The organism is Dolichospermum sp. UHCC 0315A (assembly GCF_008121535.1).
GTDB classification, from domain to species: Bacteria; Cyanobacteriota; Cyanobacteriia; order Cyanobacteriales; family Nostocaceae; genus Dolichospermum; species Dolichospermum lemmermannii.
In genome coordinates, this window is sequence record NZ_CP043056.1 from 2,029,937 (window position 1) to 2,054,219 (window position 24,283).

Genomic DNA, 24,283 nt, shown 5'->3' on the forward strand with positions numbered 1-24,283 from the left:
AATACCCAGTCCCCAGTCCCCAGTCCCCAATTATTAAAGATTTCCTACTTCGGGGAAACGCTTGGCTAAATCAATGCCTTTTTCCACAAACTTTGCGCCTTCTTCGTCCAATTTCTCGAAGGAATCAAAACCAAAACGATGAGCATCACGTAAGGTTTTTACAGTTAATAATAAGCGTCCAGAAAATATTAAAGCCCAACCGAAACCCTCATGTCCTAATTCCACAACCACATTAGAAATAAGTCCGGTTTCCTTTTCAATACTGGATGCTATCGCTCGAAAAAAAGCATTTATTCGGGAAAGAGTTGCGGGATCAATTTCACCTTCTACGGAAATTTCCCGTTTCTTTTGTTTAGTAAGAATATAGGGTTTGAGGATTAATTCATCAGTCCAACTCCGGTAAAAACCATAACTATCTTGCGCCCGGATTTGTTGAACTAATGATTTATGGAAAGGACTTAAAACTACCTCTGAATTGTTACCAGTTCCATTCACATCATTTGTACTCATAATGTTGCTTCGTTTTCAAGTTCTTCAGCAAAACTAAGTTTTTTCTGTCCTAAAGCTTTCCGTAACCAAGGTGGAGGATTACCCTTGAGAGTTTTGACTAATTTGTTGAGAATATCTTCAATTTTTTCCTCTTCAGATTTAGCCTTAACTGGGGTTACACTCTTCTTAATTAAACGAGCGGCTGCACTACCACCAATAGCGACAACATAAACAATTGTGCAATCATTCAGTGCTTGAAGTTTAGGGGTAATTTTATCTTCATTACCATCTTCCTTCAAATCACCTTCAAACTTGAGAGTTTCAACGAATTCATATCCGTTATCGGAAATTTCATAAACATCAATTTCCTTAGCCCAACCAAAGTGAGCATTAACATGAATTCGGTCAGTTGTCGTAAAAGCAATTTTCACTTTCATTTGTCCTTTGTTGGTTGTCAGTTGTCAGTTGTTGGTGGTCGGTTGTCATACTAATTATTCTGAATTAAGATGAACGAACCACAGAGGCACAGAGGACACAGAGATAGAAAAAATGGTATCAGGTGTTATTTGTTGATTACTGATGACCATTGGTTCATCATTGATGATTCTTCTTGTTCTATGAATAGGTTTCCCATACCAAAAAGAAGCTCGATAGTACCGCGATAGCCTACTTTGGTAAATAGACCATTTCCTAATCGGTCATAAATGGGAATACCTAAACGATAGAGCGGAATAGAAAGGCGTTTAGAGATGGTATTCACGTGGGAATTACCAATCAATAAATCAGAACCTTGCGCCAAGTTTTCAAAATCCTCTAAATCACCAATGGTGACATTATTGATAGGAAGTAGTTCAAGTAATGGAGAACGAGTTGTGGTGACAGCATTGTGAATTTCTGCCCCCATTGATTGCAAAAATCCCACCATTGTCCACAACAAATCCGGTTCTAAAGCTAAAGATACTCGTTTTCCACTAAAATAAAAGTGAGTATCTAACATTGCGTCTTGCAATTGACGACGTTGACGACGATATTTTTCAGGAACGGGATTTCCACTTAATAAAGATAACTTTTGCAGAAATTTATCTACAGGTTCTAATCCTGTTAAATCTCTGAATACTTGATAGTTAGTTCCAAACCGTTCCTCTAAAATTTTCGCCGCCCCTAACATACTTTCACCTAATGCTAAGGTAAAAGCCGAACTACCAAGAGAACGTAATTGTTTGAGAGTTGTGCCACTAGCAGTTATAGCAGTATAACCATCTTCCAAATGTCCATCTAAAGAAGCTCCCAAATCAGGTACAAATATTGGTTCTAGACCGAAAGCTGTTACCATTTCTCGAACTTCTTGGACATCTCCAGGAGTGAGCGCAGCACCAGCTAAAATGGTGATTTGTTCGGGTTTAATTCCCCCTGCTTTGGGAATTTCTTTAACTATACTTTCTACCGCAACTGCAAAACCGTCTTGTAATGCACCTTTAAAATCAGGAGTAGGAGCAAAAATAATGGCTAAATGATTAAGTTCAGGGTGACGTTCTCGAATATCTTTCAAGAACATTTCAATATCATCACCTCTAGTTTCTGTTAAACCAGTGGTACACAAACCAATAATTTCCGGTTGTACCTTTTCCACCAAAGTGAGAATAGCTTGCTCCACATTTTCCTCACCACCCAAAATAGTAGTAACTTCCGTCATTGCAGTAGTAGCAAGAGGAATAGCTTCCCGAAAATGTCGAACCAAAACCACCTTTGCAAACGCCGTACAACCCTGAGAACCATGAAATAAAGGCATAGTTCCCTTTAACCCCAAAAAAGCCAAAGAAGCGCCTAAAGCCTGACTTTGTTTGAGGGGGTTTACAGTCAGAGACTTTTCTGGAACAATTGCGATCGCCATAATAACTATAATCTCAATAATCTCAAAGTATTTCTTCCTTTGCGTCTTTGCTCCTTTGCACCTTTGCGCGAAACAAAAACAAGATGTGTGCTGTAATTTTCAATTATTCCCAAGGAGCAGGCTTCCGAATTTGCTCCCAAACGGGGCTATATAAAGCCTCAGTCAACTCCCGTGCCATTTCCACCATGCCCACATAACCGGCATAAGGATGATGACGTTCTTGGTTAATATCTAAAAAGGGAACTCTCGCTTTGAGAGCAGTATATTGATTTCTACCGCCAGCAATAAGCATATCTGCGTTAGTTTCTTCAATTAATTTCAGGAGTTCGGAGGCGTTCCCCTTCTCCAACATAATGCCATCATTACCCAACAAATTTTTGATTTTCGCTTTATCTTCTTCTGTACTTTTGCGGGTACTTGTGGCCACAACTTCAATTCCCAAATCCTTCGCAGCAGAAATAATTGACCAACTTTTCACACCACCAGTATAGAGAACAACTCGCTTTCCTTTCAACTTGGCTCGATAGGGAGCAAGAGCAACATCCAAAGCCGCAGTTTCTTCAGCAATGAGTTTTTCTGTGCGTTCCTGCAAATCAGCATCACCTAATTTAGCAGCTACAGTTCGCAGACAACGGTTAATATCTTTAATTCCATAAAATGACTCTTCAATGTAAGGAATTCCATAACGTTCCTGCATTTTTCGCGCCATATTTAAAAGCGCTCGTGAGCAAATCATCACATTTAATTTAGCTCGGTGAGCATAACGCACTTCTTCATAACGAGCATCACCAGTAATTTTTGATAAAACCCGAATTCCTAACTTTTCAAATAAAGGTAAAACCCCCCACATTTCCCCAGCAATATTATATTCACCTATTAAATTAATATCATAGGGTGTGGTATATTCAGGTTCGGCAGTTCCCACTACATATTCTAGTAAAGATTCACCACCAAAGCGATTACCTAAATTTTTACTGCCAATAAATCCGGGAGCAATCACAGGAATTACCGGAGTACCAATTTTTTCGGCTGCTACCTTACAAACTGCATCAATATCATCACCAATTAAGGCTGTAACGCAGGTAGCATAAACAAAAATCGCCGCAGGTTTGTAATTTTCATTAACTTCTAAAATCGCCTGATAAAGCTTTTTCTCACCACCGAAAATTACATCATTTTCACCCACATCGGTAGTAAAACCTGTCTTATAAAGCATTGGTCCAGAAGACAGACTACCACGACTTCCCCAGGAATTGCCAGCGCAAGCGATCGGACCATGTACCAAGTGAGCAGCATCGGTAATAGGAACTAAAGCAATCATCGCCCCATCAAAGGCACAACCACCTTGAGCCGCACCTGGTTGAGCTTGTTGGGTACAAGATTTGCTTTTCTTTTCTCCCTGTTTCTGTTGATTATGTTCGCATCCTGATTCACTCAGAAGTTCGTTAATTTTGCTTTGGGTGACTTTCATTTTTATTCTGGGGCTAGATGGAGTTTACAACCATGACAAATCTTGCTTAAAGTTAATCATCAAGATGATGACTTCGAGAAAAATATTGCAAATTAATAAAAATTATTTGTGGAACTATTTACAGCATTATCTATTTCTGGGTTTGTGTCTCTACAGAAAAGATCATAGAAACTTGCTGTAATAGAGAATAAGTGAGAAATATCTCACAAATAATTTAGGATTACCACAGGATATATTAAATATAATAATTCTAATTCCCCGAAAATAACCAAGTTTTTATACTTAGTTTGGATTGATTTATAGATTTTCTGCAAAATCTGATTAACTTAATATTTACACAGATAAACTTTCAAAAAAGATATGTATTTATCTGTATTTTCTAGGGGTGGGATTTTCATAACATTTGGTTTTGCAAGAGAAAATAGAAAAATTATTGTATTCAAGGTCAGATAAAGCACGCGCTAAGAGATTAATTTTGCTGGAACTTATTTCAAAATTCATCCGTCCGGTAGATGAAAGAAACAAAGAGCATCGGCTACGATTGGAATTAGAACTTGAAATGGGGATGGGATTTTAGGTAAATTGCCTAAGTCCCAATCCCCTTTGTCTATTTTTAAGGATGGGGAAACCCCACCCTACAGACATTCTTAACGAATTAAGTCGTAGGAAATATCGGTCTTACCAGCAACATTGGTGCTGCGGTCAATTTCTTCAAAGACTGTGTTAACGATCCAGTTCAACAGGTTGATTATACCTTTGTAACCAACAGTTGCGTAACGGTGGTAGTGGTGACGATCCATGATAGGATAACCGATTCTTACCAAAGGTACACCACAATCGCGCCACAGGTACTTACCGTAGGAGTTACCAATCAACAGGTCTACGGGTTCGGTGAATAACAAGGAGCGTAAGTGCCACAAGTCTTTACCACCCCAGATTTTAGCGGACTTACCGAAGGTGCTAGAATCTAACAATGCTTGCAATTCTTTCTCGAATACTTCATTGGTGTTGTGAACCAAGATGTGTACTGGTTCAGCACCCATTTCCAACATGAAACCAACTACGCTGTAAACTAAGTCAGGATCACCGTAGATAGCGAAACGCTTACCATGTAACCAAGCATGGGAGTCGGTCATTGCGTCAACTGCACGACCACGTTCGATTTCTAACTCTTCAGGAATAGCCTTACCAGTCATTTCGCTGAGTTTCATCAAGAACTCGTCAGTTCCCTTGATACCCCAAGGACGAGCAACACTAACGTCTTGATTCCATTCCTTAGCAATGTATTCGCGGGTCTTGGTGGTAGAGTAAGCTTGAAGAGCAATAGTAGCCTTAGCGTTGATGGAATCTGCTGCATCTTCCAACTTAGTACCACCTGGATACATATTGTATTCACCATCACAAGGTGAATCAACATAATCACTGTTGTCAGACAACAAGGTGTAGTCAATACCCATTAAAGAAGCAATCCGCTTAATTTCGCGGTTGTTTTCCACGTAGGTATCAAAACCAGGAATGAAGTTGATTTTACCGTTGCTCTTGGCTGTCTTTTTACCTACGGTTAAGGTAGAAAGAATTCCCTTCATCATGTTGTCGTAACCAGTGATGTGAGAACCAACGAAGCTAGGTGTGTGAGCAAAAGGTACGGGGAAATCTTGAGGAACTGAACCAGCTTCTTTAGCATTACCGATAAATGACTGTAAGTCATCACCGATAACTTCTGCCATACAAGTGGTGCAAACAGCGATCATTTTTGGCTTGTACAAGCTGTAGGAGTTAGCCAAACCATCAATCATGTTTTGTAAACCACCGAACACAGCAGCGTCTTCTGTCATGGAAGAAGAAACACCAGCAAATGGTTCTTTGTAGTGACGGGTTAAGTGGGTACGGAAGTAAGCCACGCAACCTTGAGAACCTTGAACAAAGGGAAGAGTACCTTCAAAACCCACAGCCGCAAACATAGCGCCTAAAGGTTGACAACCCTTAGCTGGGTTAACGGTTAAAGCTGTCCGTTCAAAGTTCTTTTCCCGGTATTCCCAGCTTTTTGTCCATTCGGAAACTCGTTGTACTTCTTCAGGGGTGTGGCCGTTTTCAAACTGTTTTTTGTTTTCAAACAGTTCTTGGTATTCTGGCTGGTGGAATAACTCAACGTGGTCCTGAATCTTATTGGGATCTTGAGGCATTTCTATATCTCCAAGCTTGCTGTGTATTATGTTTGCGTTCGGTGGAGAGTGGGGAACGGGCCTCAAAATTCAGAATGCAAAATCCAAAACAATGAAATTTTTAATTTTGAATCTTGAATTCCCAACTCTCCTGGGGTAAAACCCCAGACTATCTTTTGTTCCCTAGACGGCAGCCTTAGCTTTAGCCTTAGCTTGAGCTTTCTTGTTCCAGGGAGCGCCGATTAATCCCCAGGTTGGGCTGTTCAGAGCTAAATCCATGTCACGAGCGAAGATTGCGAATCCGTCGTAACCGTGATAAGGTCCGGAGTATTTATATTGCTGGTTTAATAGCTTTTAACTTCGCTATGTTTGCAGTGAGCAATGTCAGGGATAAACTATGTTTGCAGTTAACTCATTTATTTTCAGTCTAAATATAGTCTGAAAGATTCAGAGTTAAGTTTCGCGCAAAGGCGCAGAGGAGCAAAGGCGCAAAGAATGAAAGAAGAGCTATTATGGGAATTGGGGCAGGTAAATCTGCGGTTGAAGTCTGCAAAGGCTAGGGTAACAATTCGGGAATCCAATGGATGTCTGCAATTACGGGCAACTTTACCTATTAAACCGGGAGATGAGGATATCAGGGGAACGGGGAAAAAGCAATATAATCTCAGTTTGAATATTCCTGCAAATTTACCAGGTTTGAAAACGGCTGAGGAAGAGGCTTATGAGTTAGGTAAGTTAATTGCTAGAAAAAGTTTTGTTTGGAATAATAAATATTTAGGAAATGAAGGAATTAAAAAGGAGTTAATAACTATTGGTGAGTTATTAGCAAGGTTTGAGGAGGAATATTTTAAGACCCATAAACGCACAACTAAAAGTGAACATACTTTCTTTTATTATTTTTCTCGAATTAAGCGTTATACAAATGCTGATGATTTGGCAATTGGGGAAGTTTTGATTAATGCGATTGATCAAATAGATAAGGAATGGGCTAAATATAATGCTGTGAGGGCTATTTCTGTATTTTGTCAACTTTTTAACATTGAGATTAATTTAACTAATTATTCTAAAGTTCCTGAAAGTAATTCTCGCAATGTTCCTACTGATAAGGATATAGTTACTGGATTTTATAAGTTTGATGAATATTTGCATAATCGAGGTAAGCAAGTTAATCAAGATGTTAAAGATAGTTGGAAATTATGGCGTTGGACTTATGGAATGTTGGCGGTTTTTGGTTTACGTCCCCGTGAGCTTTTTGTTAATCCTCATATTGATTGGTGGTTAAGTGCTGAAAATATAGATTTAACTTGGAAGGTTGATAAAGATTGTAAAACTGGTGAAAGGGAAGCTTTACCTCTATATAAGGAATGGATTGATGAATTTGATTTAATAAATCCGAAATATTTAGAAATGTTGGCAATTGCAATTAGTAAAAAAGACCAAAATAATCATGCAGAAATCACGGCTTTAATCCAAAGGGTAAGTTGGTGGTTTAGAAAAATTGGTTTAGATTTTAAACCCTATGATTTACGTCATGGTTGGGCAATTCGAGCGCATATTTTGGGAGTTCCTATTAAGGCTGCGGCAGATAATTTGGGTCATAGTGTGCAGATTCATACGAAAACTTATCAACGTTGGTTTTCTTTGGATATGCGGAAGTTGGCAATAAATCAGGCTTTGAGTAAGCGGAATGAGGTGGAGTTGATTAAGGATGAAAATACGGGGTTAAAAATGGAGAATGAACGATTGAAGATTGAGGTGGAGAAGTTGAGAATGGAGGTTGTTTATAAAATAAGTTGATTTTTGTTAAGTCAGAATTAGATTGTTTGGTGATGTGGTATAACTAGCAGGTGAATAATTTTCACCACTTATCTAAAAAATGCTATGATCAGTAAATGGGTAAATTAAGTAAACTAATTAAATATCTTCTCTCTCGCCCTCCTGAAGCCAGATTTGAAGAGATTAGTTATGTTCTTGAAGCTTTTGGATATCAGGAAACTAGAGTAAGAGGAAGTCATCACGCTTTTGAGAATGAGCAAGGAGAAGTAATTATTATTCCCAAAAAAGGTGGTAAAAAAGTCAAACGAACGTATATTGAAGAAACCATTAGATTACTAGATTTGGAAAACTGGAAAGATGAAAACTAATTCTCGACTTGAGCTTCAATCTTTAGACGATTATCTTTCTTTAAAATATCCGATGTCTATTTATCCAGAAGATGATGGAGGATATACAGTAATTATTCCTGATTTACCAGGTTGTATAAGTCAGGGAGAAACTTTAGAGGAAGCGATAGAAAATATTAATGAAGCGCGAGAGTTATGGATAGAAACTGTTTATTGTAGTGGTAAAAAACAAATTCCTTTACCTTCTAAACTAATTTCTATCATTAATTCGTGAACAACCATCAAAAATTTTATCCAAACTGCTGACAACATAATCAACCAGGAGATCAGTCTATGGAAAGTATGAAAATTAAAACACACATTGGTAATGATGGTATTCTCAAAGTTGAACTTCCTGATGAATTTGCTAATGAAGAATTAGAAATAGTAATTGTATTTCAACGTATTGCAGAAAAATCATTACAATCTGCAACCAAAACACCAGAAGAATTAGGATATTCTCGTAGGTTTTTGGAAGAAGTGATAGGTAGTTGGGAAGGTGAAATGATTGAAATTTCAGAACATTAGCAAATGATCTCACTCTAGTTACTCACAATACCCGCGAATTTAGCCGTATTGATGGCTTGAAATATGAAGATTGGGAATAGATAAGTTAATGTTGGGTTTCGTTGCTCAACCCAACCTACAAACTATCAACTACCTCATTTTGATTGGTCAAATTAATCTTTTACTTCACCACAAAAATGATATACTGATTTTTAGTAATGCAACGCCGATATTTATGACTACCGAAAAATTTTTAAATGAATATCTGAGAAAACAGCAGGATAATTTATATCCTAAAGTTTTAATACCTCATGGTATTCAAGCAGCTTTGACTACCAAACCAAAGTTAAAAACAGCCGAAAAATTTGGCTCACTCAGTTTTTTGGCAGGAGCAATAGGAGTAATATCTCTAGCAACTCCTATTGGATGGTTAGGTTTACTTGGAGCAGGTGCAGCAATTATTTATGATTCTACTGAGGGGTATAGAGAAAGAGAAATTCAAACTAACAAAGAGAATGAGAACGTTAAAAAAATTCTTAGCGATCCGCTTCTTTTACAGGAATATATGCAGAATAAAATAACAAATACACTAAACTTAACCCAATCTAATTTAATCAAAACTGACGCTAGATTAGGTAAATATGACAATACCCTTTTAGATGCAGTAAAAGGTATTCCAGAATGTTTTGTTAAAAACGGTGAGGGTCTAAATTTGAGTTATACTTTTACACCAGACGTTATCATACACGTTCCTTCACTCAACCTTTGGATTGATGTAGAGGTTGATGAACCCTGGTTTTTGAATGATTTAGGTCAGAGAGAGCCTATTCACTATATTGGGAAAGATGACTACAGAGACAGGCAATTTTTAAATGCGAACTGGGTAGTCTTTCGGTTCGCAGAAGAGCAAGTTGCTAAACAACCAAATTCTTGTGCAAAAGAAATTGCAAAATTCCTGTTGCTATTTGACATGAACGTGATGTCAAAATTTCAAAATATTCCTAATTTGAAAACAATTCAATGTTGGAATAACACTGATGCAGTAACAATTAGTAGATATTGATTAATTGATTTTAGAGGATTAATTTAAATGATTGTTCAAAAGCAGCACTTTGTCCCTCAATGCTATTTAAAAAATTTTGCTAATAAAGACAAGAAATTATTTGTATTGGATAAAATAGAAGCATCTATCTATCCATCCCATATCAAAAATGTTGCCCAAGAGAGATATTTCAACGACTTCCCTGATTCCTTTTTAACTGAAGAATTAAGAGATAAAAGAAAATCTCAAATTTTAGAGCATAGTTTCTCTAAAGCAGAATTAAGATTTGGAAAATTTCTAAAGCAGATCATAGATTGTCTTGAAGAAATAGAAAAAAACAACTTATTTGATTCCCTTGGAGTTCTAGACGAAGAGGCAAAGAAAAATTTCTCTGGCTTTTTAGCATTTCAGTTAGTGAGGACAACTAGAATGAGACGGCAAATTGTAGAGACGTTTCAATCTTTAGATGAACTTAAGAGAAAAACGGAACAGGCATTATTGAATAATAATGGAAATATTCAGGAAGATATATTTCCTTTCCTGGAAGATTCAATTAATTCAATTAATTTTGACGATCTGATTAAGGTAGGTATAGAAGAAGACTCAAAAATACATCATTTATCTTATATCTCTAATACTCTCGATCAAGGTTATGATTCAGAAATATCAAAAATATTATCAAATCATGTCTGGTTATTTGGTGTTAACTCAACCTCTATTCCTCTATGGACTTCAGATAATCCAATAGTAATTAAACAACATGATAATTTTGGTACTGATCTAGCTTCACATGGTGTACAAGTCATTTATCCCATCAGTTATAAATATATTTTAATTATGTTTGAATCCTGCTTTTGGCATGAACTTAAAACTTATGATGGAATGAGTGTTTCCCTATCAGAAAAATATGTAAAAGAGTATAACAAACTACAAATGATGCAATGCTATAGACAAACGTACTCCATTAAGGAAGACTTCAAGCTTTTGATATCCTGAATTATAGTTTTATTGCAGGTGTGATCGCACCTAATATCCAATGATAAAATTAAGAAAACTCAAGATAATCCACCAATGACAACTACACTGGTTAAACCTTCCCAATTCCTACCGGAAGGAATCTGCATCAAGCATATCAAAAACCTCATGCTATTCAAATTTACCGATAAACTAGGTGAACGGATGCAAGAACTCCTTGATAAAAACAAATTAGATACCCTCACCCCAGAGGAAGCAATAGAACTAGAGGCAATAGGGGAACTTGACGACATCTTCAGTTATATTAACAGTGCTGTTGCTGCTCAAGACCATGCCCATTCCTGAAACTCTTTATCAATAGATGAAAATATGCTAGAAAAAGTAATACTTCATAATTTCAAAGGCCATAAATATACAGAACTTAATTTTGATAATTCCCGATTACATGGAATTGTAGGAAAAAACAGTGCTGGTAAAACAAGCGTGTTACAAGCATTGCATTATCTAAGCATGATTACTGATACATCCTTTGAAAAAATATTTGAGTATGATAGATCACCTCAATTCATTACAACAATTGGGGAAAAAAATATGTCTGTTACTGCGAGTGGTTATTGGGAAAATCAAAAAAATTGCCAAGTGTTCTATAGTTGGGAGAACAAAAACACTAATAGTTGGATTGCAAAATTATCATGGAATATAGATGGTAATAAAAGTAATTGGACAAATGAAAAACTACATGGAACATATTCATACTCACCGCATCCACCTTTACCATTCAATTTTTTTCAACCTACTGTTTACCTAAAATTAGTGGCAAGCAACCTTGCCAAAGCAGCTTACAGTGAAGAAATTACACCGAGAGTTGAGTTTGATGGTTCATTATTAGCACCAACCTTAGATTTTTTGCGTGATGAAGCTCCAGATAAGTTTCAACTAATAGAAGAAAAACTGAGTCGAATTGTCCCAAATGTCCGCAAAGTTGGCATCAAGCGAGCAAAAGTTCCAGTCATTCGTCAGCGATTAATCGAAGTTAACGGTAAACCTATTTCCTATGAAGAAACTCAGGAAATGACAGGTCAAGCAATTGTGCTAGATATGAATACAGGTGAACGTATTCCAGCCCATGCAATTAGTGAAGGAACAATGTTAACTTTAGGATTATTAACTGTATTAATGAATCCTAATCAACCTAACTTAGTTTTATTAGATGATGTGGAACAGGGACTTCATCCTCAAGCACAACGGGAGTTAATGACTGTTTTCAAAGAAATCATTGCCGAAAATCCTAACCTGCAAATTATTTTCACTACTCATTCTCCTTATATTATTGATGCACTTGCTCCTTCTCAAGTCCACATATTAAATAACAGTAATTCAGGTTTCACAATTGCCAAACGTTTGGACGAACATCCTGATGTAGAATGGGCAAAAGAAACCTTAACAACAGGTGAATTTTGGGATGCTGAAGGTGAAGATTGGGTGGTAGAAGGAGAAGTCAGTGATTGAGTTTATTGTCATAGTTGAAAGTGGTGCAGATGCCAGAACAGCTACCAAATTAGCCGAGCGAGTTTTAAAGGAAAAATTCGATTGGTTAGATGATGATATTTTGGAATATTCTTTTCAGTGGACTGGTTTAGAGGAAGGGACAGGATTTTCTTGCTGGAGAGACATTATCAAAATCATTGATGATGCAAAATCACAAATAAAATATAAACCTGCCAGATTTCTAGGTCATAATAGTAAGGGTGAGCCTTTAAAAGCTGATGGTGCAGCATCTATTAAAATTCTTAATTTAGTACGTTTTTTGCAAAGAATACGACAGATTAAAGCTGTTATTTTTATCCGTGATTTAGATAATCAACCAGAACGTAAAGAAGGAATTGAACAAGCACGTTCAGAACATATTGATAAAATGCCGAAACTAGAAATTATAATTGGTGCGGCTGATCCAAAACGTGAAGCATGGGTTTTAAATGGCTTTATTCCATCTAATCAACAGGAGGAACAAATACTAGAAGAAATCAAAAATAAATTGAGTTTTGATCCTTGCATAGAGTCTCACAGATTACGTGCTACTTCAGAGAGAGAATCTGAACGAATCAGAAATGTAAAAGTAGTAGTTGAACAACTCACAGGAAATGATATGGAACGGGAAAAGCTTTGTTGGGAAGAGACAAGTTTAAAACATCTACGAGAAAGAGGAGTTGATACAGGTTTGACAGATTATATCTGTGAAGTCGAGGAACGATTAGCTGCAATTATTGTGTCTGATTAAGAACTATTTTTTGTCAGTTGCTATAATCAAAACAAACTTGAAAAAATCATGATATGATAGCCATTCCCCAACAACCAGCAAAAATGACCATTGAGGAATATCTCCCATGGGAACTTGACCAGGATATTCGCTATGAATACATCAACGGTGAAGTTTTTGCCATGACTGGTGGTACAATCCCCCATAATGATATTGCTCTAAATCTTTACAGACCTCTATATTCTCATCTTCGTCCTAGTGGTTGTCGAGTCAATGTGTCAGATGTGAAAGTGCAAGTTACCCCTAAAAGCCCATACTTCTATCCTGATCTTATTGTCAGTTGTCACCCTGAAGACATCAATGCCCGTAAATTTATCCAAAATCCTAAATTAATTATTGAAGTTCTTTCTCCTGGTACAAGCGGTAGAGATAGAGGGGAAAAATTTAGATATTATTTAACAATACCCAGTTTACAAGAATATATCTTGATTGATTCTGAAAAAATCTCCGTTGAACGTTATTGTCGAGGAGAAGGAAGATTATGGCTTTATTATCAATATACAATAGGAGACATAATCACCTTCTCAAGTATTGCATTTGAATTTCCCATAGAAATGCTTTATGATGGTGTAGGATTGGAAACAGAAACATAAAATCACATTTCCCAAATAAATCAGATTAATGTCACCTAAAATTTAATCCCTTATTAAAATTATGGCCAAGCGGAAAAAAAGCAATCTTCAATGGATTAAAGAAACCCTAGAATTAAGCCCAGATCATCATTGGGAAGGTCCTGATGATTATAAGATTTTTGTAGCTGGGAGGGGTGCGGTTCGCTTCAATGTTCCCCAAAATTGGGTATTTGAACCACAAGAAAAATCTTTCAAGTTCATGGACAAAAAACCACCTGATGATGATTGTTGTTTAGAGGTATCTTACAATCATTTACCCCCGAATGACTGGACACTGTTTCCCCTTAAACACACTTTGAAGAAAATCATGGAAGATGATAGCCGTGATGTGATTGAAAGAGGAGAAGTAATTACTGTTAAGCGACAAACAGCCCGGATTATGTGGTGTCAAATTAAATTTATTGACACTCAAACTGAACCCAGAGAAGCTTTTTCTCGGACTTGTGTGGGTTTGGGTTCAAATATTCAATGTTTAATTACCTTTGATTATTGGGCAGATCAAGCAGAGCAATTAATACCGATTTGGGATGAAGTCATGCGGAGTTTGACACTAGGATTATATATCAGAGATCCGAGAACTGGTTTAGCTTTTCCTGATTAGAATGCCGAAAAAACAACCTCCACTCGTATCAAGCTGAGGTTGTTGATTTGACAGTAGGTAATGCGGATTTGGGTTAATTGCGGATTTTGGTGAACATTATTTTCAATATTTTAGGTAAACTAGAAGCGACAAACCAACCCACTACAAAGATTAGTAATTCAATATTCATGGCAAATCCCACCGCAACTCTAGAAACTTCCCTTGGTACGATTACTCTTGAGCTATTCACCGATGTTATGCCCATAACGGCGGGAAATTTCATCAAATTGGCTAAAAGTGGGTTTTATGATGGTCTGCATTTCCACCGTGTAATTAAAAACTTCATGGTGCAGTTTGGTTGTCCTCACAGTAAAGATCCTAGCTCTCCTCGTGCAGGAACTGGTAATGGTCCTGATGGGTGTATTCAAGATGAGCATCCTGAAGACGGGAAACTTTCTAACGAACCAGGAACTCTATCTATGGCTAATACAGGGTCCCCTAATAGTGGCAGTTGCCAGTTTTTCATCAACACTGTCCACAACCACTATCTAGATTGGTTTACAGCCGGTCAATCTAAACATCCTGTTTTCGGTCGAGTTACTGAAGGGATGGATGTATTAAAAGCCATTGAAACTACTCCCACAGGATCAGGCGATCGCCCCACAACTCCAGTTAAAATGATCAAAGTGACTATCCACGAATAAAATCAAGGATTTAGTGCGGAGGCTTCTCCGCACACCGCTAATTTTTTGGCAAAATTCCCTATTTCTCATGAAAGAACTCCACAAAAAACCAATCCGATCAAACAAACTAACCTTGTGTTTCTTCTTCAGTAAAAATAGGAGGCCATAATTCAGAAACAGCTAATTCCCAACCTGGAAAAAGTTCAGGTAAAGTTAAAATATCCCCATTATTTAAAATAGTTGGTTCACCTTGATGACGATAAACTGTAACAGTTTCTTCATCAGGATCAATTAAAATTCCCATCACAGCACCTAATGTGATCAAGTTGAGGATTTTAGTAACTAAAGGTTTAATTCTATCACTTTGAGATTTAATTTCTACTACTAAATCTGGTACAAGTTCGCCAAAATAACGGGGACTTTGACGCAGACGCGCAGCCCGAACAAAAGAAACATCTGGTGCGGTGAGGTTGCTATCAGGTAAAATGAAACCACCAGCAGAATCAAATACTCTTCCTAAACGACGAGGATAAACCCAATTAGCTAATAGCCGACTAAAAAGAATACCAACTTCACTAGATACAATATCCGATGGACCCACAATAGAAATTCTCCCGTTTGTTAATTCAACATCGTAATCTAAACCAGCTTCACTAAAAGCGGTTTGGACTTGTTCTACATCTTTAATTGTCATAATTAACATAAAATCATCCTCCTAATATACAAAGTTGGGGTAATGAAAACAAACACAATTGGATTTTAGATTTCATTAAATTGTATCTGGATCAATATTTAATTCTCTCAATTTTGCAGCTAACCTTTGGGCTTTTTCATTTGATATTTTCGCTTTTTCTGCTTCCATTGCTGCTCTTGTTGTTTCCATCTCTGCGCTTTCTTCCGGTGTAGGAACTAAAACTCCTGATGATGTAAAATATCTTAATAAACCCTCATGAATCCCTAAATATAACCCCAATTCTTCACTCCATAAATGTCCTTTTTCATTAGGTTTTAAGGGTTGATATTTGCCACTGATTAAATTAAATCCTGCAAATTCCAATGTATAAGGATCAAACCAAAAATAATCAGGTGTACGGAAAGTATCTTGATAAAGTATTTTTTTAGTTTCTCTATCAGTTTTAGCTGTGGTTGGTGAAAGAATTTCGACAATGACATGAGGATATTTGCCATTTTCTTCCCACACTACCCAACTTTTTCTAGTTTTTCGTTCTGTTCCTAAAACTACGAAAAAATCTGGACCTCTAACGTCTTCTGATTTTTTTTGATGAGGACTATAGTAAATACTCAGATTTCCGACAGCGTAAAAATCTGTTCTCTCCTTCCATAACCATTTGAGAGATTTTATTAAGAGCATTATTTGTTCGAGATGCAGTTCTGTTTCCACAGGAGGTTCATCACTATATAGGTCACTGGGGGGAAAAATGATATCTTCTGATGTGTTATTTTGTAATTCCAGTGCTTGAGTAATCATCATGTATGATACCAAGTAATTATTGATTTATTGTAGCATTAATTGTCAATTACTTTCACTGAATTATCGCAAATCTCTTAAACATTTGCCATAGCTTTTTGCCGTCATCCACGCGATCTAAAAATTGCTCGACCAAAAGGAACTTACCTTAAGAACAAGCCCCATATCTCATCAACCGCCTTGTCACTCGTTAAGCAGAAAATTAACACACATTGAAATGGCTAATCCTAGATCATTAAATGGTAGCATAGATGATTACTTATGGTAACTATTTATAGTAACTATTGGACTGAGTTGGCACAAGGTTGTTAAATATTGTTGAGACGTTTTTTAACTTCCCCTTTGATATTTCTCGTTAGTATGCATACCAACCCCTTTAAACAATTACAAGTCAATCTTTCTGTAACCGCTGCTACTATAGCCTTGTTGGTTACTGCGCCATTGATGGCTCATGGTCAAGTTAATAGTACCACCACTAAGCCGGCCTCATCAAATTCTAAGACATCAGTAGTTAATATATCCATTACTGAGGCTGAAGTGCTGGCTGCTCAAAAAGCCTGGGGTGAAGCACTGGTTTCCATCAGTACCACCTATGATGAAAAGGGGATAGCCGCTGCTAGAACATTGGCTGACAATATAATAGATCAAGCATATGCTTATCAATCGGGATTGGTGTTGTTCAAGCCAACCTTGACAACTGGAGACCAGACCTTCCGCACGACACACAAAGGAGCTTTGTCTTATTTTGTGGGTGGTGATTCCTCCTTCCCTAAAGATACTGGTTTTGCTCTCAAAGGATGGCGAAAGGTGGAAATTCGCAACGCTGGTATTTTTATTGTTGGTAATACTGCTACCACTATGGGTAATGTTTCCATAACTGATAAAACAGGTAAAGTCACAACAGTAGATAAAACCTGGCAGTTTATTAGAGGTGGTGATGGGAAATTGCGTATTATTGTACACCATTCTTCTCTGCCCTATAGTCCAAAATAAACATGGAATAGATCCCTTACTTCTTAGAGAAGTTGGGGATCTAAATTAAATTGTATCTGGATCAATATTGAATTCTCGCAACTTTGCTGCTAACCGTTGAACTTTTTCATTAGAGATTTCTGCTCTTTGGGCTTCAAATTCTGCACTTTCTTCCGGTGTGGGAACTAAATCTCCATCTGGTGTAAAATACCTTAATAAACCCTGAACAATTCCTAAATATAAATCTAATTCTTGACTCCATAAATGTCCCTTTTCATTGGGTTCTACAGGTTGATATTTACCATGTATTAAATAAAAACCTGCAAATTCTAAGCTATAGGGATCAAACCAAAAATACTCAGGTGTGCGGAAAGTATCTTGATAAAGTTCTTTTTTAGTTTCTCTATCAGTTTTAGCTGTGGTTGGTGAGAGAATTTCCACAATCAGGTTAGGATATTTACCATTTTCTTCCCACACTACCCAACTTTTTCTAGTTTTCCGTTCTGTTCCTAGAACTACGAAAAAATCTGGACCTCTAACGTCTTCTGATTTTTTTTGATGAGGACTATAGTAAATACTTAGGTTTCCAACAGCATAAAAATCAGTTCTCTCTTTCCATAACCATTTGAGAGATTTTATTAAGAACATTATTTGTTCGAGATGCAGTTCTGTTTCCACGGGAGGTTCATCACTATATAGGTCACTGGGGGGGAAAATGATATCTTCTGATATATCTTCTAAGATGTTAGGTTGTAATTCCAGTGCTTGAGTAATCATCATGATATGATACCAAGTAATTATTTGCTTATTGTAGCATTAATTGTCAGAATCAGGATATCCAGGATATAAGGATTTACAGGATTTAATTGATGATTATTGTTCTGCGATCGCCCCAAAACTCCAGTTAAAATGATCAAAGTGACTATCCACGAATAAAATCAAGGATTAGTGCGGAGGTTTCTCCGCACATCACTATTTTCATGTAAAATCCCCCAATTATCTAAATGCTTCTATCTGATCTAAATAAACATTAATTAACTTGTGATCAATCACTAACATTTCAATCTCTGGCCAAACCTGAGCTAGAAATAAGTGAAATTCACGTTTTCGCATATTCCCAAAACGCAGATGTACTATTTTAGGTGGGAACAAATCAACCATCAGCCGATCTGAAAAATCTGCATCTTTAGTAACAATGACCAATTCTTTTTCCTTCGCATACTCCCAAATTTGGGTATCACTCGGACTATCTCCTAAAATTGAAACATGGATGATGGGTAAAGATGGAGTAAATTGGATTTTAGTGGGGAGATTTTCATCAAATAAAAATCCATTCATGCGATTTTTCTCACTTCATAGTGATTCGCCATTAACTTTGCTGCAAATTGGATACAAGCATAAATATCTTCTCGTTTCAAATTGGGGTACTCTTCCAAAACTTCCTCAATGGAATCACCTGCACCTAAAAATTCCATAATCGTTTGTACAGGAATTCGAGTGTTAGCAATAATAGGTCTTCCGTTGCAAATATCTGGATTAATATTGATTCTAGTTGCCATTTTGTTTACTCCTTTTGATGGTTTATTAATTGTAGCATTTGTCAGAATCAGGATGTCCAGGATTTTAGGATTTACAGGATGTAATGGATTATTTTTTCAAATTATATTGGGTTTTGCTGTTGCTTAAACTAACCTACCAGTTGCAATCTGTATGGTGCGTCAGACAGATAAGCTAGTCAAACATGATTGAATTAAAAATCTGACGCACCCTACTAACTATTGATTATTCCAGCAAGCCCTAATTACCATAAAGGTGCGGACACAAAAGGGCAATTGAGCAGCAAAGTTAGAACCACAATCTTAGGATTTCTTGAATCTTACATACCCACCATTTCTATCAAACAACCCATAAAAAGCCCAGTTAATCCATCCACCATCACCTTTATTAGTGAATTCACCATCTTCAAAAACCCAAATACCGAAAGTGACACCGTCATAGACTGCCGAACCATAGAATTTCACTCCTCTAAAACTTTCTTCATAATCTTGACTCAAATTAAAAACCATTACGTTATACCTCTCACCTGCACCATAAAAAGCCCCATTCATGAGGTTTTTGACAAATCCACTGCGGTCTCTAGAAGATTTGATACTTGATATAATCAGGTTAGTAATGCCCAGAACATCTACCTGGACATCCAGATTGGCACTTGCTCTCTGCGCCATGATAGTTTTCTGGCTCTTTTCCTCTTGAGAGACACTAGTATTACTTTTGTTGAAAGTGCTATAACCATAGCTAGATTCATGTGCAAAAAAGGGTGCAATCAAAGAAGAAAACACCACTAGTCCCATAGCAGAAAAGTTTTTGATAGTTCGCGTAGATGATGCTGATTTGATGGTATAGTTCATAACTGCGTCAAGTAGGTTTAAATAAAGTTTTGATTGGTAGTAGCCTCTGTTGATAGCCTCAAACTAGACTTAGCGTAATGTACTGAAAAAACTATCTAAATCCTTTATTAAGATGGAATTCACTAAGAGACTGCTGAGATTAATTGTCTCATCACTAAATTATTGTTTTTACAGGACAATACCTGATTTGATCGGGACTTTTGTAACAAATAATTAATATAATTGTCCGAGAATGCCGGATAATACTTACAGAGATTAAGCTATAATGGCTGAAATGCTTACATTATATAGTTATGATAGATGTTAAAGAAGTTTTACAATTTGCTGATGAGTTAGTTTTTGTTCAAACGGGAAAACACTTAGATGATATTCAGGACACTGTAATTAAGGGTGTTTGGCAAGGACAGACTTATGAGAAAATTGCAAAACAATGTCACCGCAGTGAAAGTCATGTGAGAGATGTAGGTTATAAACTTTGGCAAGTGTTTTCGGAACAATTAGATGAAGATATTAATAAATATAATTTTCGTTCTACATTCCAAAGATTACATATCCAATCATCTCAAAATCGAAATATTTGTCATATAAATGGTAGTAATCATCATTTTCATTTTAATCCACAAATTTTATATAATACAAAGCAGGATAATCAAGAAAATATAACTAAAAATCAATCTCAAACATCCTCTCACGATTTAACCATAGCTCCAAAAATTACCCACTTCTACGGAAGAGAAACCGAACTACAAACGCTATCCCATTGGTTAACCAATCAAAATAACCGTCTTGTCTCAATTCTAGGATTACCTGGAATTGGTAAAACCACCCTCGTCAAACATTTCATTGATCTAAATTTACAACAATTTGATCTAGTCATATGGAAAAATATTAAACTCTCTCATTCCTTAGATAACATCCTCACAGAAATATTCATATTTACCAATCCAGATTATATTGAAACTGACAATAAACTAACTCAATTTTTCAATCTTTTACGTCAAAAAAGATGTTTGATTATCATTGATGATATACAAGACATCTTCAGTACAGGACAAGTTGCAGGAAAATATAAACCTGAATATAAAGACTACAAAACATTTTTCGCAAAAATAACAGAAATTGAACATCAAAGTAGTTTAATTTTAATCAGTCAAGAAAAATGCCAAGAAATGATTTGCATTGACGAAGAATCATATCCTGTTAAATGCTTAGAATTACAAGATTTAGATACTACTGATATTTTGAAAACTCAGAAATTAAAAGATGAGGAAAATTGGTCAAATCTAATAAAGTTATATGAAGGTAATCCAACTTATTTACAAGATATTTCTAGTTTAATTAGGAATATTTTTCAAGGTCGGGTATCTGAATTTTTAAGTGAAGGTTTACTATTAACAGAAGATATGAAATATCAATTAAATGAATTATTTAACAGGTTATCAACAGTAGAACAGCAGATTATTTTAGAACTGAGTAAATATAATAAACCCGTATCAAGAGAACATTTAAGAGAGAGTTTATCTTTATCTTCTATGGAATTAATTAATGGTTTACAGTCTTTAAAGATGCGCTATTTAGTTACAACTATAGAAAGTGATAAAACATTGTTTATTTTATCTCCTGTTTTTAGGGAATATGTTATAATAACTCCTTGAGTTAGTGATATTCTGTGTAGATATCACATCCCAAATATTCAATGATAAAATCAAGAAAATTAAAGATAATTTACCAATGACAACTACACTAGTTAAACCGTCCCAATTACTACCTGAAGGAATTTGCATCAAGCATATCAACAACCTCATGCTATTCAAATTTACCGATAAGCTAGGTGAACGGATGCAAGAACTGCTTGATAAAAACAAATTAGATACCCTCACCCCAGAGGAAGCAATAGCACTAGAGGCAATAGGGAAACTTGACGATATCTTCAGTTATATTAACGCTGCTGTTGCTGCCCAAGACTAACACACCATACTATTTAGTCTATAAAATCAACCCACAAAAAGTTATCAAATTTAACCAAATCACCAAACATCACAAATTTACAACCATCTCAAAATCAGATATAATAAGACCTTTACTACTTGCAGTTATCCACAAACAATGTTATTATAAAACATAATAAATTGCATTTAATCTAAAAATTAAACTCTCTTAATTCCCCAACCAAAAAACCTCCCAAAAAACCTTAAACTAACGCACCTTTCTACCAACATTACCAAGTTCGGAGTAATCCCAAGAGTGCATTTGACGGAAAGGAAGACCCATCTTTTGGAATACATACTTCTCTTTCACACCGGAAGCAACTAAGTCAGGCTTCAATGCTTTGATGAATTCTTCAAATTCGTAAGCGGTAACGTCGTCATAAACGATAGTTCCGTTTTCAATGTAGTGAGTAGTACGTTTATAGTCGTCACTGTGAGCGAACTCATAACCAGTACCAATCATCTTCATTCCCAAATCTTGGAAAGCGGGAACAACGTGACGGGGACGTAAACCACCAACCATCATTGCAACTGTCTTACCTTCCAAACGGGGGCGATATTGACTAACGATCGCATCCATTGTAGGTTGGTACTTAGCAATTACTTTTTCAGCATTTGCTTGGATTTTTGCATCAAACTTAGAAGCGATTTCACGTAAAGATGCAGCAATCTTGGTAGGACCAAAGAAATTATATTCTAACCAAGGTATACCATAAGCTTCTTCCATGTGACGGCTGATGTAGTTCATCGAGCGGTAACAGTGGATGAGGTTCATCTTCACGTTGGGGGTCATCAACATTTCGTTGATTGTACCGTCACCAGACCATTGAGCAACAACGCGCAAACCGATTTCTTCTAACAAAATCCGGCTGGCCCAAGCATCACCACCGATGTTGTAGTCACCAATAATGGCTACGTCATAAGGAGTGCCTTCAAACTTCAATGTACCGTCTTTCTTACCTTGATCTGCTTTGGGGAATACCCAGTCACGAATCATGTCGTTAGCGATGTGGTGTCCTAAAGACTGAGACACACCACGGAAACCTTCGCAACGGACGGGAATAACTGGCTTACCGATGGTTTTGGATGTCTTTCTAGCTACTGCTTCGATGTCATCCCCAATCAAACCGATAGGACATTCAGATTGAATAGAAACCCCACGATTCAAGGGGAATAATACATCTAATTCTTCAATTAATTTAGTCAGTTTCTTGTCACCACCAAACACGATGTCGCGTTCTTGGAAGTCGGAGGTGAAGTGCATAGTACCAAAGGTATCAATACCTGTTGTACCTAAGTAGTAGTTACGACGACCAGACCAAGACCAGTAACCGCAACCTACGGGACCGTGACTGATGTGGATCATGTCCTTGATAGGACCCCAAACCACACCTTTAGAACCTGCGTAAGCACAACCACGAGCGGTCATTACACCAGGTAAGGATTTGATGTTAGATTTAACACCACAATCAGCCTTACCTTCTTCAAATACGTTTAAATGCTTTTCACGCTTCTTAGCAGCTTTTTCGGGGTAAGCTTTGAGAACTTCTTTAACTAGTTCTTTTCTTTGTTCAACAATCTTCTTGTCGTCGGTCGAAGTCATTGTTAATCTCTCTTGCTCCTAAAGGAACGGAAATAGGGATGAGGTGTTTGGGGACATGAAGTCCCCTGTAGCGATAGGGAAATGTTGGTCAAAGGTGAGAGCTTTTGATGTGCTGCTCTCTGCCTTTTTCCTGGTACTAGAAAATTCTTTCTTCGTAGCGAATTATGCCTATTTAGCCAGCATTTTTGCAGCGTTTTCTTCGCTTTCGAGAATACCGAACTCAATCAACAATTCTTCCAACTCTTCCATTTCGATAGGTGTAGGAATGGTGAGGTTTCTGTTGTTGATGATCTTCTTAGCTAGTGCGCGGTATTCGTTAGCTTGTTTGCTATCAGGCGCATACTCGTTCACTGTCATCCGACGTAATTCAGCGTGTTGAACTATGTTGTCGCGGGGAACGTAGTGAATCATTTGGGTGTTCAACCGTTTTGCCAAGGTTTCGATTAATTCGATTTCTCGGTCTGTGTTACGGCTGTTACAGATCAAACCACCTAAACGAACTCCACCGGAGTGAGCATATTTAAGTACACCACGAGCGATGTTGTTTGCAGCATACATCGCCATCATTTCACCTGATGTAACGATGTAGATTTCTTGTGCTTTACCTTCACGGATAGGCATAGCAAATCCACCACATACAACGTCACCTAGTACGTCATAAGATACGAAATCTAAATCTGTGTAAGCACCGTTTTCTTCTAGGAAGTTAATAGCGGTGATAATACCACGACCGGCGCAACCTACACCGGGTTCTGGACCACCGGATTCCACGCATTTAACATCGCGGAAACCTTTGAGCATTACTTCATGAAGTTCTAGGTCTTCAACAGATCCTCTTTCAGCAGCCAAGTGAAGAACGGTTGTTTGAGCCTTGGAGTGAAGCATCAAACGGGTAGAGTTATATTAACAATA

The 24,283-nt window shown here is 36.9% G+C and carries 27 protein-coding genes and 2 pseudogenes; 15 read left to right on the forward strand and 14 right to left on the reverse strand.

The window, feature by feature from the left end; all coding sequences use genetic code 11:
• Positions 1 to 33: 33 nt before the first annotated feature.
• The 6 genes and pseudogenes from BMF77_RS09810 to BMF77_RS28980 all read right to left on the reverse strand — a co-directional run.
• A complete protein-coding gene (locus tag BMF77_RS09810) occupies positions 34 to 510 on the reverse strand; it encodes a NifX-associated nitrogen fixation protein (RefSeq protein WP_371735495.1) in 477 nt (158 codons plus the stop codon).
• Positions 507 to 926 (reverse strand): nitrogen fixation protein NifX, encoded by a 420-nt coding sequence (gene nifX, locus BMF77_RS09815; protein ID WP_148762487.1) that lies wholly within the window; start codon positions 924 to 926, stop codon positions 507 to 509. Before nifX ends, BMF77_RS09810 begins: the two co-directional genes overlap by 4 nt.
• 125 nt (positions 927 to 1,051) lie before the next feature.
• Complete coding sequence (gene nifN / locus BMF77_RS09820) at positions 1,052 to 2,380, reverse strand: nitrogenase iron-molybdenum cofactor biosynthesis protein NifN (protein ID WP_148762489.1); 1,329 nt, start codon at positions 2,378 to 2,380, stop codon at positions 1,052 to 1,054.
• Between the two features lie 103 nt (positions 2,381 to 2,483).
• Complete coding sequence (gene nifE, locus BMF77_RS09825; protein ID WP_148762491.1) at positions 2,484 to 3,851, reverse strand: nitrogenase iron-molybdenum cofactor biosynthesis protein NifE; 1,368 nt, start codon at positions 3,849 to 3,851, stop codon at positions 2,484 to 2,486.
• Positions 3,852 to 4,498: 647 nt separating this feature from the next.
• On the reverse strand, positions 4,499 to 6,034 hold the full coding sequence (gene nifK / locus BMF77_RS09830; RefSeq protein ID WP_148762493.1) for a nitrogenase molybdenum-iron protein subunit beta: 1,536 nt from the start codon (positions 6,032 to 6,034) through the stop codon (positions 4,499 to 4,501).
• A 162-nt stretch (positions 6,035 to 6,196) separates the two neighbouring features.
• Positions 6,197 to 6,349: pseudogene (locus BMF77_RS28980) on the reverse strand (nitrogenase molybdenum-iron protein alpha chain); the annotation flags it as partial.
• 159 nt (positions 6,350 to 6,508) lie between these two features.
• On the opposite strand from BMF77_RS28980, the gene BMF77_RS09840 reads away from it, so the two are divergent.
• The 12 genes from BMF77_RS09840 to BMF77_RS09900 all read left to right on the forward strand — a co-directional run bounded on the left by BMF77_RS09840 (position 6,509) and on the right by BMF77_RS09900 (position 14,932).
• Positions 6,509 to 7,810, forward strand: coding sequence for a site-specific integrase (locus tag BMF77_RS09840; protein WP_148762495.1), 1,302 nt, complete (start codon positions 6,509 to 6,511; stop codon positions 7,808 to 7,810).
• 95 nt (positions 7,811 to 7,905) lie between these two features.
• Complete coding sequence (locus BMF77_RS09845) at positions 7,906 to 8,157, forward strand: type II toxin-antitoxin system HicA family toxin (protein WP_148762497.1); 252 nt, start codon at positions 7,906 to 7,908, stop codon at positions 8,155 to 8,157.
• Entirely contained in the window at positions 8,147 to 8,410 is a 264-nt protein-coding gene (locus tag BMF77_RS09850; protein ID WP_148762499.1) for a type II toxin-antitoxin system HicB family antitoxin, read from the forward strand. Before BMF77_RS09845 ends, BMF77_RS09850 begins: the two co-directional genes overlap by 11 nt.
• Before the next feature lie 59 nt (positions 8,411 to 8,469).
• On the forward strand, positions 8,470 to 8,703 hold the full coding sequence (locus BMF77_RS09855) for a hypothetical protein (protein WP_148762501.1): 234 nt from the start codon (positions 8,470 to 8,472) through the stop codon (positions 8,701 to 8,703).
• Between the two features lie 139 nt (positions 8,704 to 8,842).
• Complete coding sequence (locus BMF77_RS09865; protein ID WP_148762503.1) at positions 8,843 to 9,745, forward strand: hypothetical protein; 903 nt, start codon at positions 8,843 to 8,845, stop codon at positions 9,743 to 9,745.
• Between the two features lie 27 nt (positions 9,746 to 9,772).
• Positions 9,773 to 10,720 carry a DUF4238 domain-containing protein gene (locus tag BMF77_RS09870; RefSeq protein ID WP_148762505.1) on the forward strand — a complete coding sequence of 316 codons (948 nt, stop codon included), beginning with the start codon at positions 9,773 to 9,775 and terminating at the stop codon, positions 10,718 to 10,720.
• A 75-nt stretch (positions 10,721 to 10,795) separates the two neighbouring features.
• The gene (locus tag BMF77_RS09875; protein WP_148762507.1) at positions 10,796 to 11,044 is read left to right on the forward strand and encodes a hypothetical protein; all 249 of its coding nucleotides are present in this window, start codon (positions 10,796 to 10,798) and stop codon (positions 11,042 to 11,044) included.
• Positions 11,045 to 11,068: 24 nt separating this feature from the next.
• Positions 11,069 to 12,208 (forward strand): AAA family ATPase, encoded by a 1,140-nt coding sequence (locus BMF77_RS09880; protein ID WP_148762509.1) that lies wholly within the window; start codon positions 11,069 to 11,071, stop codon positions 12,206 to 12,208.
• Complete coding sequence (locus BMF77_RS09885) at positions 12,201 to 12,977, forward strand: hypothetical protein (protein WP_148762511.1); 777 nt, start codon at positions 12,201 to 12,203, stop codon at positions 12,975 to 12,977. The genes BMF77_RS09880 and BMF77_RS09885 overlap by 8 nt, the downstream gene beginning before the upstream one ends.
• Before the next feature lie 53 nt (positions 12,978 to 13,030).
• Positions 13,031 to 13,609 carry a Uma2 family endonuclease gene (locus BMF77_RS09890; RefSeq protein WP_015081321.1) on the forward strand — a complete coding sequence of 193 codons (579 nt, stop codon included), beginning with the start codon at positions 13,031 to 13,033 and terminating at the stop codon, positions 13,607 to 13,609.
• 61 nt (positions 13,610 to 13,670) lie between these two features.
• Positions 13,671 to 14,249: a hypothetical protein gene (locus BMF77_RS09895; RefSeq protein WP_148762513.1), complete on the forward strand. Its 579-nt coding sequence runs from the start codon at positions 13,671 to 13,673 to the stop codon at positions 14,247 to 14,249.
• An 89-nt stretch (positions 14,250 to 14,338) separates the two neighbouring features.
• Positions 14,339 to 14,932 carry a peptidylprolyl isomerase gene (locus BMF77_RS09900; RefSeq protein ID WP_246863109.1) on the forward strand — a complete coding sequence of 198 codons (594 nt, stop codon included), beginning with the start codon at positions 14,339 to 14,341 and terminating at the stop codon, positions 14,930 to 14,932.
• A gap of 106 nt (positions 14,933 to 15,038) precedes the next feature.
• On the opposite strand, the gene BMF77_RS09905 is transcribed toward BMF77_RS09900, so the two are convergent.
• Positions 15,039 to 15,614 carry a Uma2 family endonuclease gene (locus BMF77_RS09905; protein ID WP_148762515.1) on the reverse strand — a complete coding sequence of 192 codons (576 nt, stop codon included), beginning with the start codon at positions 15,612 to 15,614 and terminating at the stop codon, positions 15,039 to 15,041.
• Between the two features lie 66 nt (positions 15,615 to 15,680).
• Positions 15,681 to 16,403, reverse strand: a complete 723-nt coding sequence (locus tag BMF77_RS09910; RefSeq protein ID WP_148762517.1) for a Uma2 family endonuclease — start codon at positions 16,401 to 16,403, stop codon at positions 15,681 to 15,683.
• A 357-nt stretch (positions 16,404 to 16,760) separates the two neighbouring features.
• On the opposite strand from BMF77_RS09910, the gene BMF77_RS09915 reads away from it, so the two are divergent.
• Positions 16,761 to 17,393 carry a hypothetical protein gene (locus BMF77_RS09915; protein ID WP_148762519.1) on the forward strand — a complete coding sequence of 211 codons (633 nt, stop codon included), beginning with the start codon at positions 16,761 to 16,763 and terminating at the stop codon, positions 17,391 to 17,393.
• Between the two features lie 45 nt (positions 17,394 to 17,438).
• Here the strand turns inward: BMF77_RS09915 and BMF77_RS09920 are convergent, their stop codons facing one another.
• The 4 genes from BMF77_RS09920 to BMF77_RS28825 form a co-directional block, all read right to left on the reverse strand.
• Positions 17,439 to 18,152, reverse strand: a complete 714-nt coding sequence (locus tag BMF77_RS09920) for a Uma2 family endonuclease (RefSeq protein ID WP_148762521.1) — start codon at positions 18,150 to 18,152, stop codon at positions 17,439 to 17,441.
• A gap of 216 nt (positions 18,153 to 18,368) precedes the next feature.
• Positions 18,369 to 18,710 (reverse strand): DUF5615 family PIN-like protein, encoded by a 342-nt coding sequence (locus BMF77_RS09925; protein WP_148762523.1) that lies wholly within the window; start codon positions 18,708 to 18,710, stop codon positions 18,369 to 18,371.
• Complete coding sequence (locus BMF77_RS09930; protein ID WP_148762525.1) at positions 18,707 to 18,931, reverse strand: DUF433 domain-containing protein; 225 nt, start codon at positions 18,929 to 18,931, stop codon at positions 18,707 to 18,709. The genes BMF77_RS09925 and BMF77_RS09930 overlap by 4 nt, the downstream gene beginning before the upstream one ends.
• Before the next feature lie 300 nt (positions 18,932 to 19,231).
• On the reverse strand, positions 19,232 to 19,780 hold the full coding sequence (locus tag BMF77_RS28825) for a hypothetical protein (protein ID WP_210422328.1): 549 nt from the start codon (positions 19,778 to 19,780) through the stop codon (positions 19,232 to 19,234).
• 293 nt (positions 19,781 to 20,073) lie between these two features.
• Here BMF77_RS28825 and BMF77_RS09940 point away from each other — a divergent pair, with 293 nt between their 5' ends.
• Positions 20,074 to 21,435, forward strand: a complete 1,362-nt coding sequence (locus tag BMF77_RS09940) for an NB-ARC domain-containing protein (protein ID WP_246863110.1) — start codon at positions 20,074 to 20,076, stop codon at positions 21,433 to 21,435.
• 76 nt (positions 21,436 to 21,511) lie between these two features.
• Positions 21,512 to 21,748: a hypothetical protein gene (locus tag BMF77_RS09945; protein ID WP_148762527.1), complete on the forward strand. Its 237-nt coding sequence runs from the start codon at positions 21,512 to 21,514 to the stop codon at positions 21,746 to 21,748.
• A 228-nt stretch (positions 21,749 to 21,976) separates the two neighbouring features.
• On the opposite strand, the gene nifD is transcribed toward BMF77_RS09945, so the two are convergent.
• Both nifD and nifH read right to left on the reverse strand, forming a co-directional pair.
• Positions 21,977 to 23,371: a nitrogenase molybdenum-iron protein alpha chain gene (nifD, locus tag BMF77_RS09950; protein ID WP_148762529.1), complete on the reverse strand. Its 1,395-nt coding sequence runs from the start codon at positions 23,369 to 23,371 to the stop codon at positions 21,977 to 21,979.
• Positions 23,372 to 23,539: 168 nt separating this feature from the next.
• Positions 23,540 to 24,271, reverse strand: a pseudogene (gene nifH / locus BMF77_RS09955) (nitrogenase reductase); the annotation flags it as partial.
• Positions 24,272 to 24,283 lie beyond the last annotated feature (12 nt).

What these genes read in the sequence shown, in the direction of transcription:
- BMF77_RS09880 (WP_148762509.1), top strand. Translation starts at nt 11,069, where the DNA reads ATGCTAGAAAAAGTAATACTTCATAATTTCAAAGGCCATAAATATACA.
- nifD (WP_148762529.1), bottom strand. Translation starts at nt 23,371, where the DNA reads ATGACTTCGACCGACGACAAGAAGATTGTTGAACAAAGAAAAGAACTA.
- BMF77_RS09810 (WP_371735495.1), bottom strand. Translation starts at nt 510, where the DNA reads ATGAGTACAAATGATGTGAATGGAACTGGTAACAATTCAGAGGTAGTT.
- BMF77_RS09920 (WP_148762521.1), bottom strand. Translation starts at nt 18,152, where the DNA reads ATGATGATTACTCAAGCACTGGAATTACAACCTAACATCTTAGAAGAT.
- nifX (WP_148762487.1), bottom strand. Translation starts at nt 926, where the DNA reads ATGAAAGTGAAAATTGCTTTTACGACAACTGACCGAATTCATGTTAAT.
- BMF77_RS09940 (WP_246863110.1), top strand. Translation starts at nt 20,074, where the DNA reads ATGATAGATGTTAAAGAAGTTTTACAATTTGCTGATGAGTTAGTTTTT.
- nifE (WP_148762491.1), bottom strand. Translation starts at nt 3,851, where the DNA reads ATGAAAGTCACCCAAAGCAAAATTAACGAACTTCTGAGTGAATCAGGA.
- BMF77_RS09910 (WP_148762517.1), bottom strand. Translation starts at nt 16,403, where the DNA reads ATGATGATTACTCAAGCACTGGAATTACAAAATAACACATCAGAAGAT.
- BMF77_RS09945 (WP_148762527.1), top strand. Translation starts at nt 21,512, where the DNA reads ATGACAACTACACTAGTTAAACCGTCCCAATTACTACCTGAAGGAATT.
- BMF77_RS09850 (WP_148762499.1), top strand. Translation starts at nt 8,147, where the DNA reads ATGAAAACTAATTCTCGACTTGAGCTTCAATCTTTAGACGATTATCTT.
- BMF77_RS28825 (WP_210422328.1), bottom strand. Translation starts at nt 19,780, where the DNA reads ATGAACTATACCATCAAATCAGCATCATCTACGCGAACTATCAAAAAC.
- BMF77_RS09915 (WP_148762519.1), top strand. Translation starts at nt 16,761, where the DNA reads ATGCATACCAACCCCTTTAAACAATTACAAGTCAATCTTTCTGTAACC.
- BMF77_RS09890 (WP_015081321.1), top strand. Translation starts at nt 13,031, where the DNA reads ATGATAGCCATTCCCCAACAACCAGCAAAAATGACCATTGAGGAATAT.
- BMF77_RS09840 (WP_148762495.1), top strand. Translation starts at nt 6,509, where the DNA reads ATGAAAGAAGAGCTATTATGGGAATTGGGGCAGGTAAATCTGCGGTTG.
- nifN (WP_148762489.1), bottom strand. Translation starts at nt 2,380, where the DNA reads ATGGCGATCGCAATTGTTCCAGAAAAGTCTCTGACTGTAAACCCCCTC.
- BMF77_RS09855 (WP_148762501.1), top strand. Translation starts at nt 8,470, where the DNA reads ATGGAAAGTATGAAAATTAAAACACACATTGGTAATGATGGTATTCTC.
- BMF77_RS09905 (WP_148762515.1), bottom strand. Translation starts at nt 15,614, where the DNA reads ATGTTAATTATGACAATTAAAGATGTAGAACAAGTCCAAACCGCTTTT.
- BMF77_RS09845 (WP_148762497.1), top strand. Translation starts at nt 7,906, where the DNA reads ATGGGTAAATTAAGTAAACTAATTAAATATCTTCTCTCTCGCCCTCCT.
- BMF77_RS09895 (WP_148762513.1), top strand. Translation starts at nt 13,671, where the DNA reads ATGGCCAAGCGGAAAAAAAGCAATCTTCAATGGATTAAAGAAACCCTA.
- nifK (WP_148762493.1), bottom strand. Translation starts at nt 6,034, where the DNA reads ATGCCTCAAGATCCCAATAAGATTCAGGACCACGTTGAGTTATTCCAC.
- BMF77_RS09925 (WP_148762523.1), bottom strand. Translation starts at nt 18,710, where the DNA reads ATGAATGGATTTTTATTTGATGAAAATCTCCCCACTAAAATCCAATTT.
- BMF77_RS09930 (WP_148762525.1), bottom strand. Translation starts at nt 18,931, where the DNA reads ATGGCAACTAGAATCAATATTAATCCAGATATTTGCAACGGAAGACCT.
- BMF77_RS09875 (WP_148762507.1), top strand. Translation starts at nt 10,796, where the DNA reads ATGACAACTACACTGGTTAAACCTTCCCAATTCCTACCGGAAGGAATC.
- BMF77_RS09870 (WP_148762505.1), top strand. Translation starts at nt 9,773, where the DNA reads ATGATTGTTCAAAAGCAGCACTTTGTCCCTCAATGCTATTTAAAAAAT.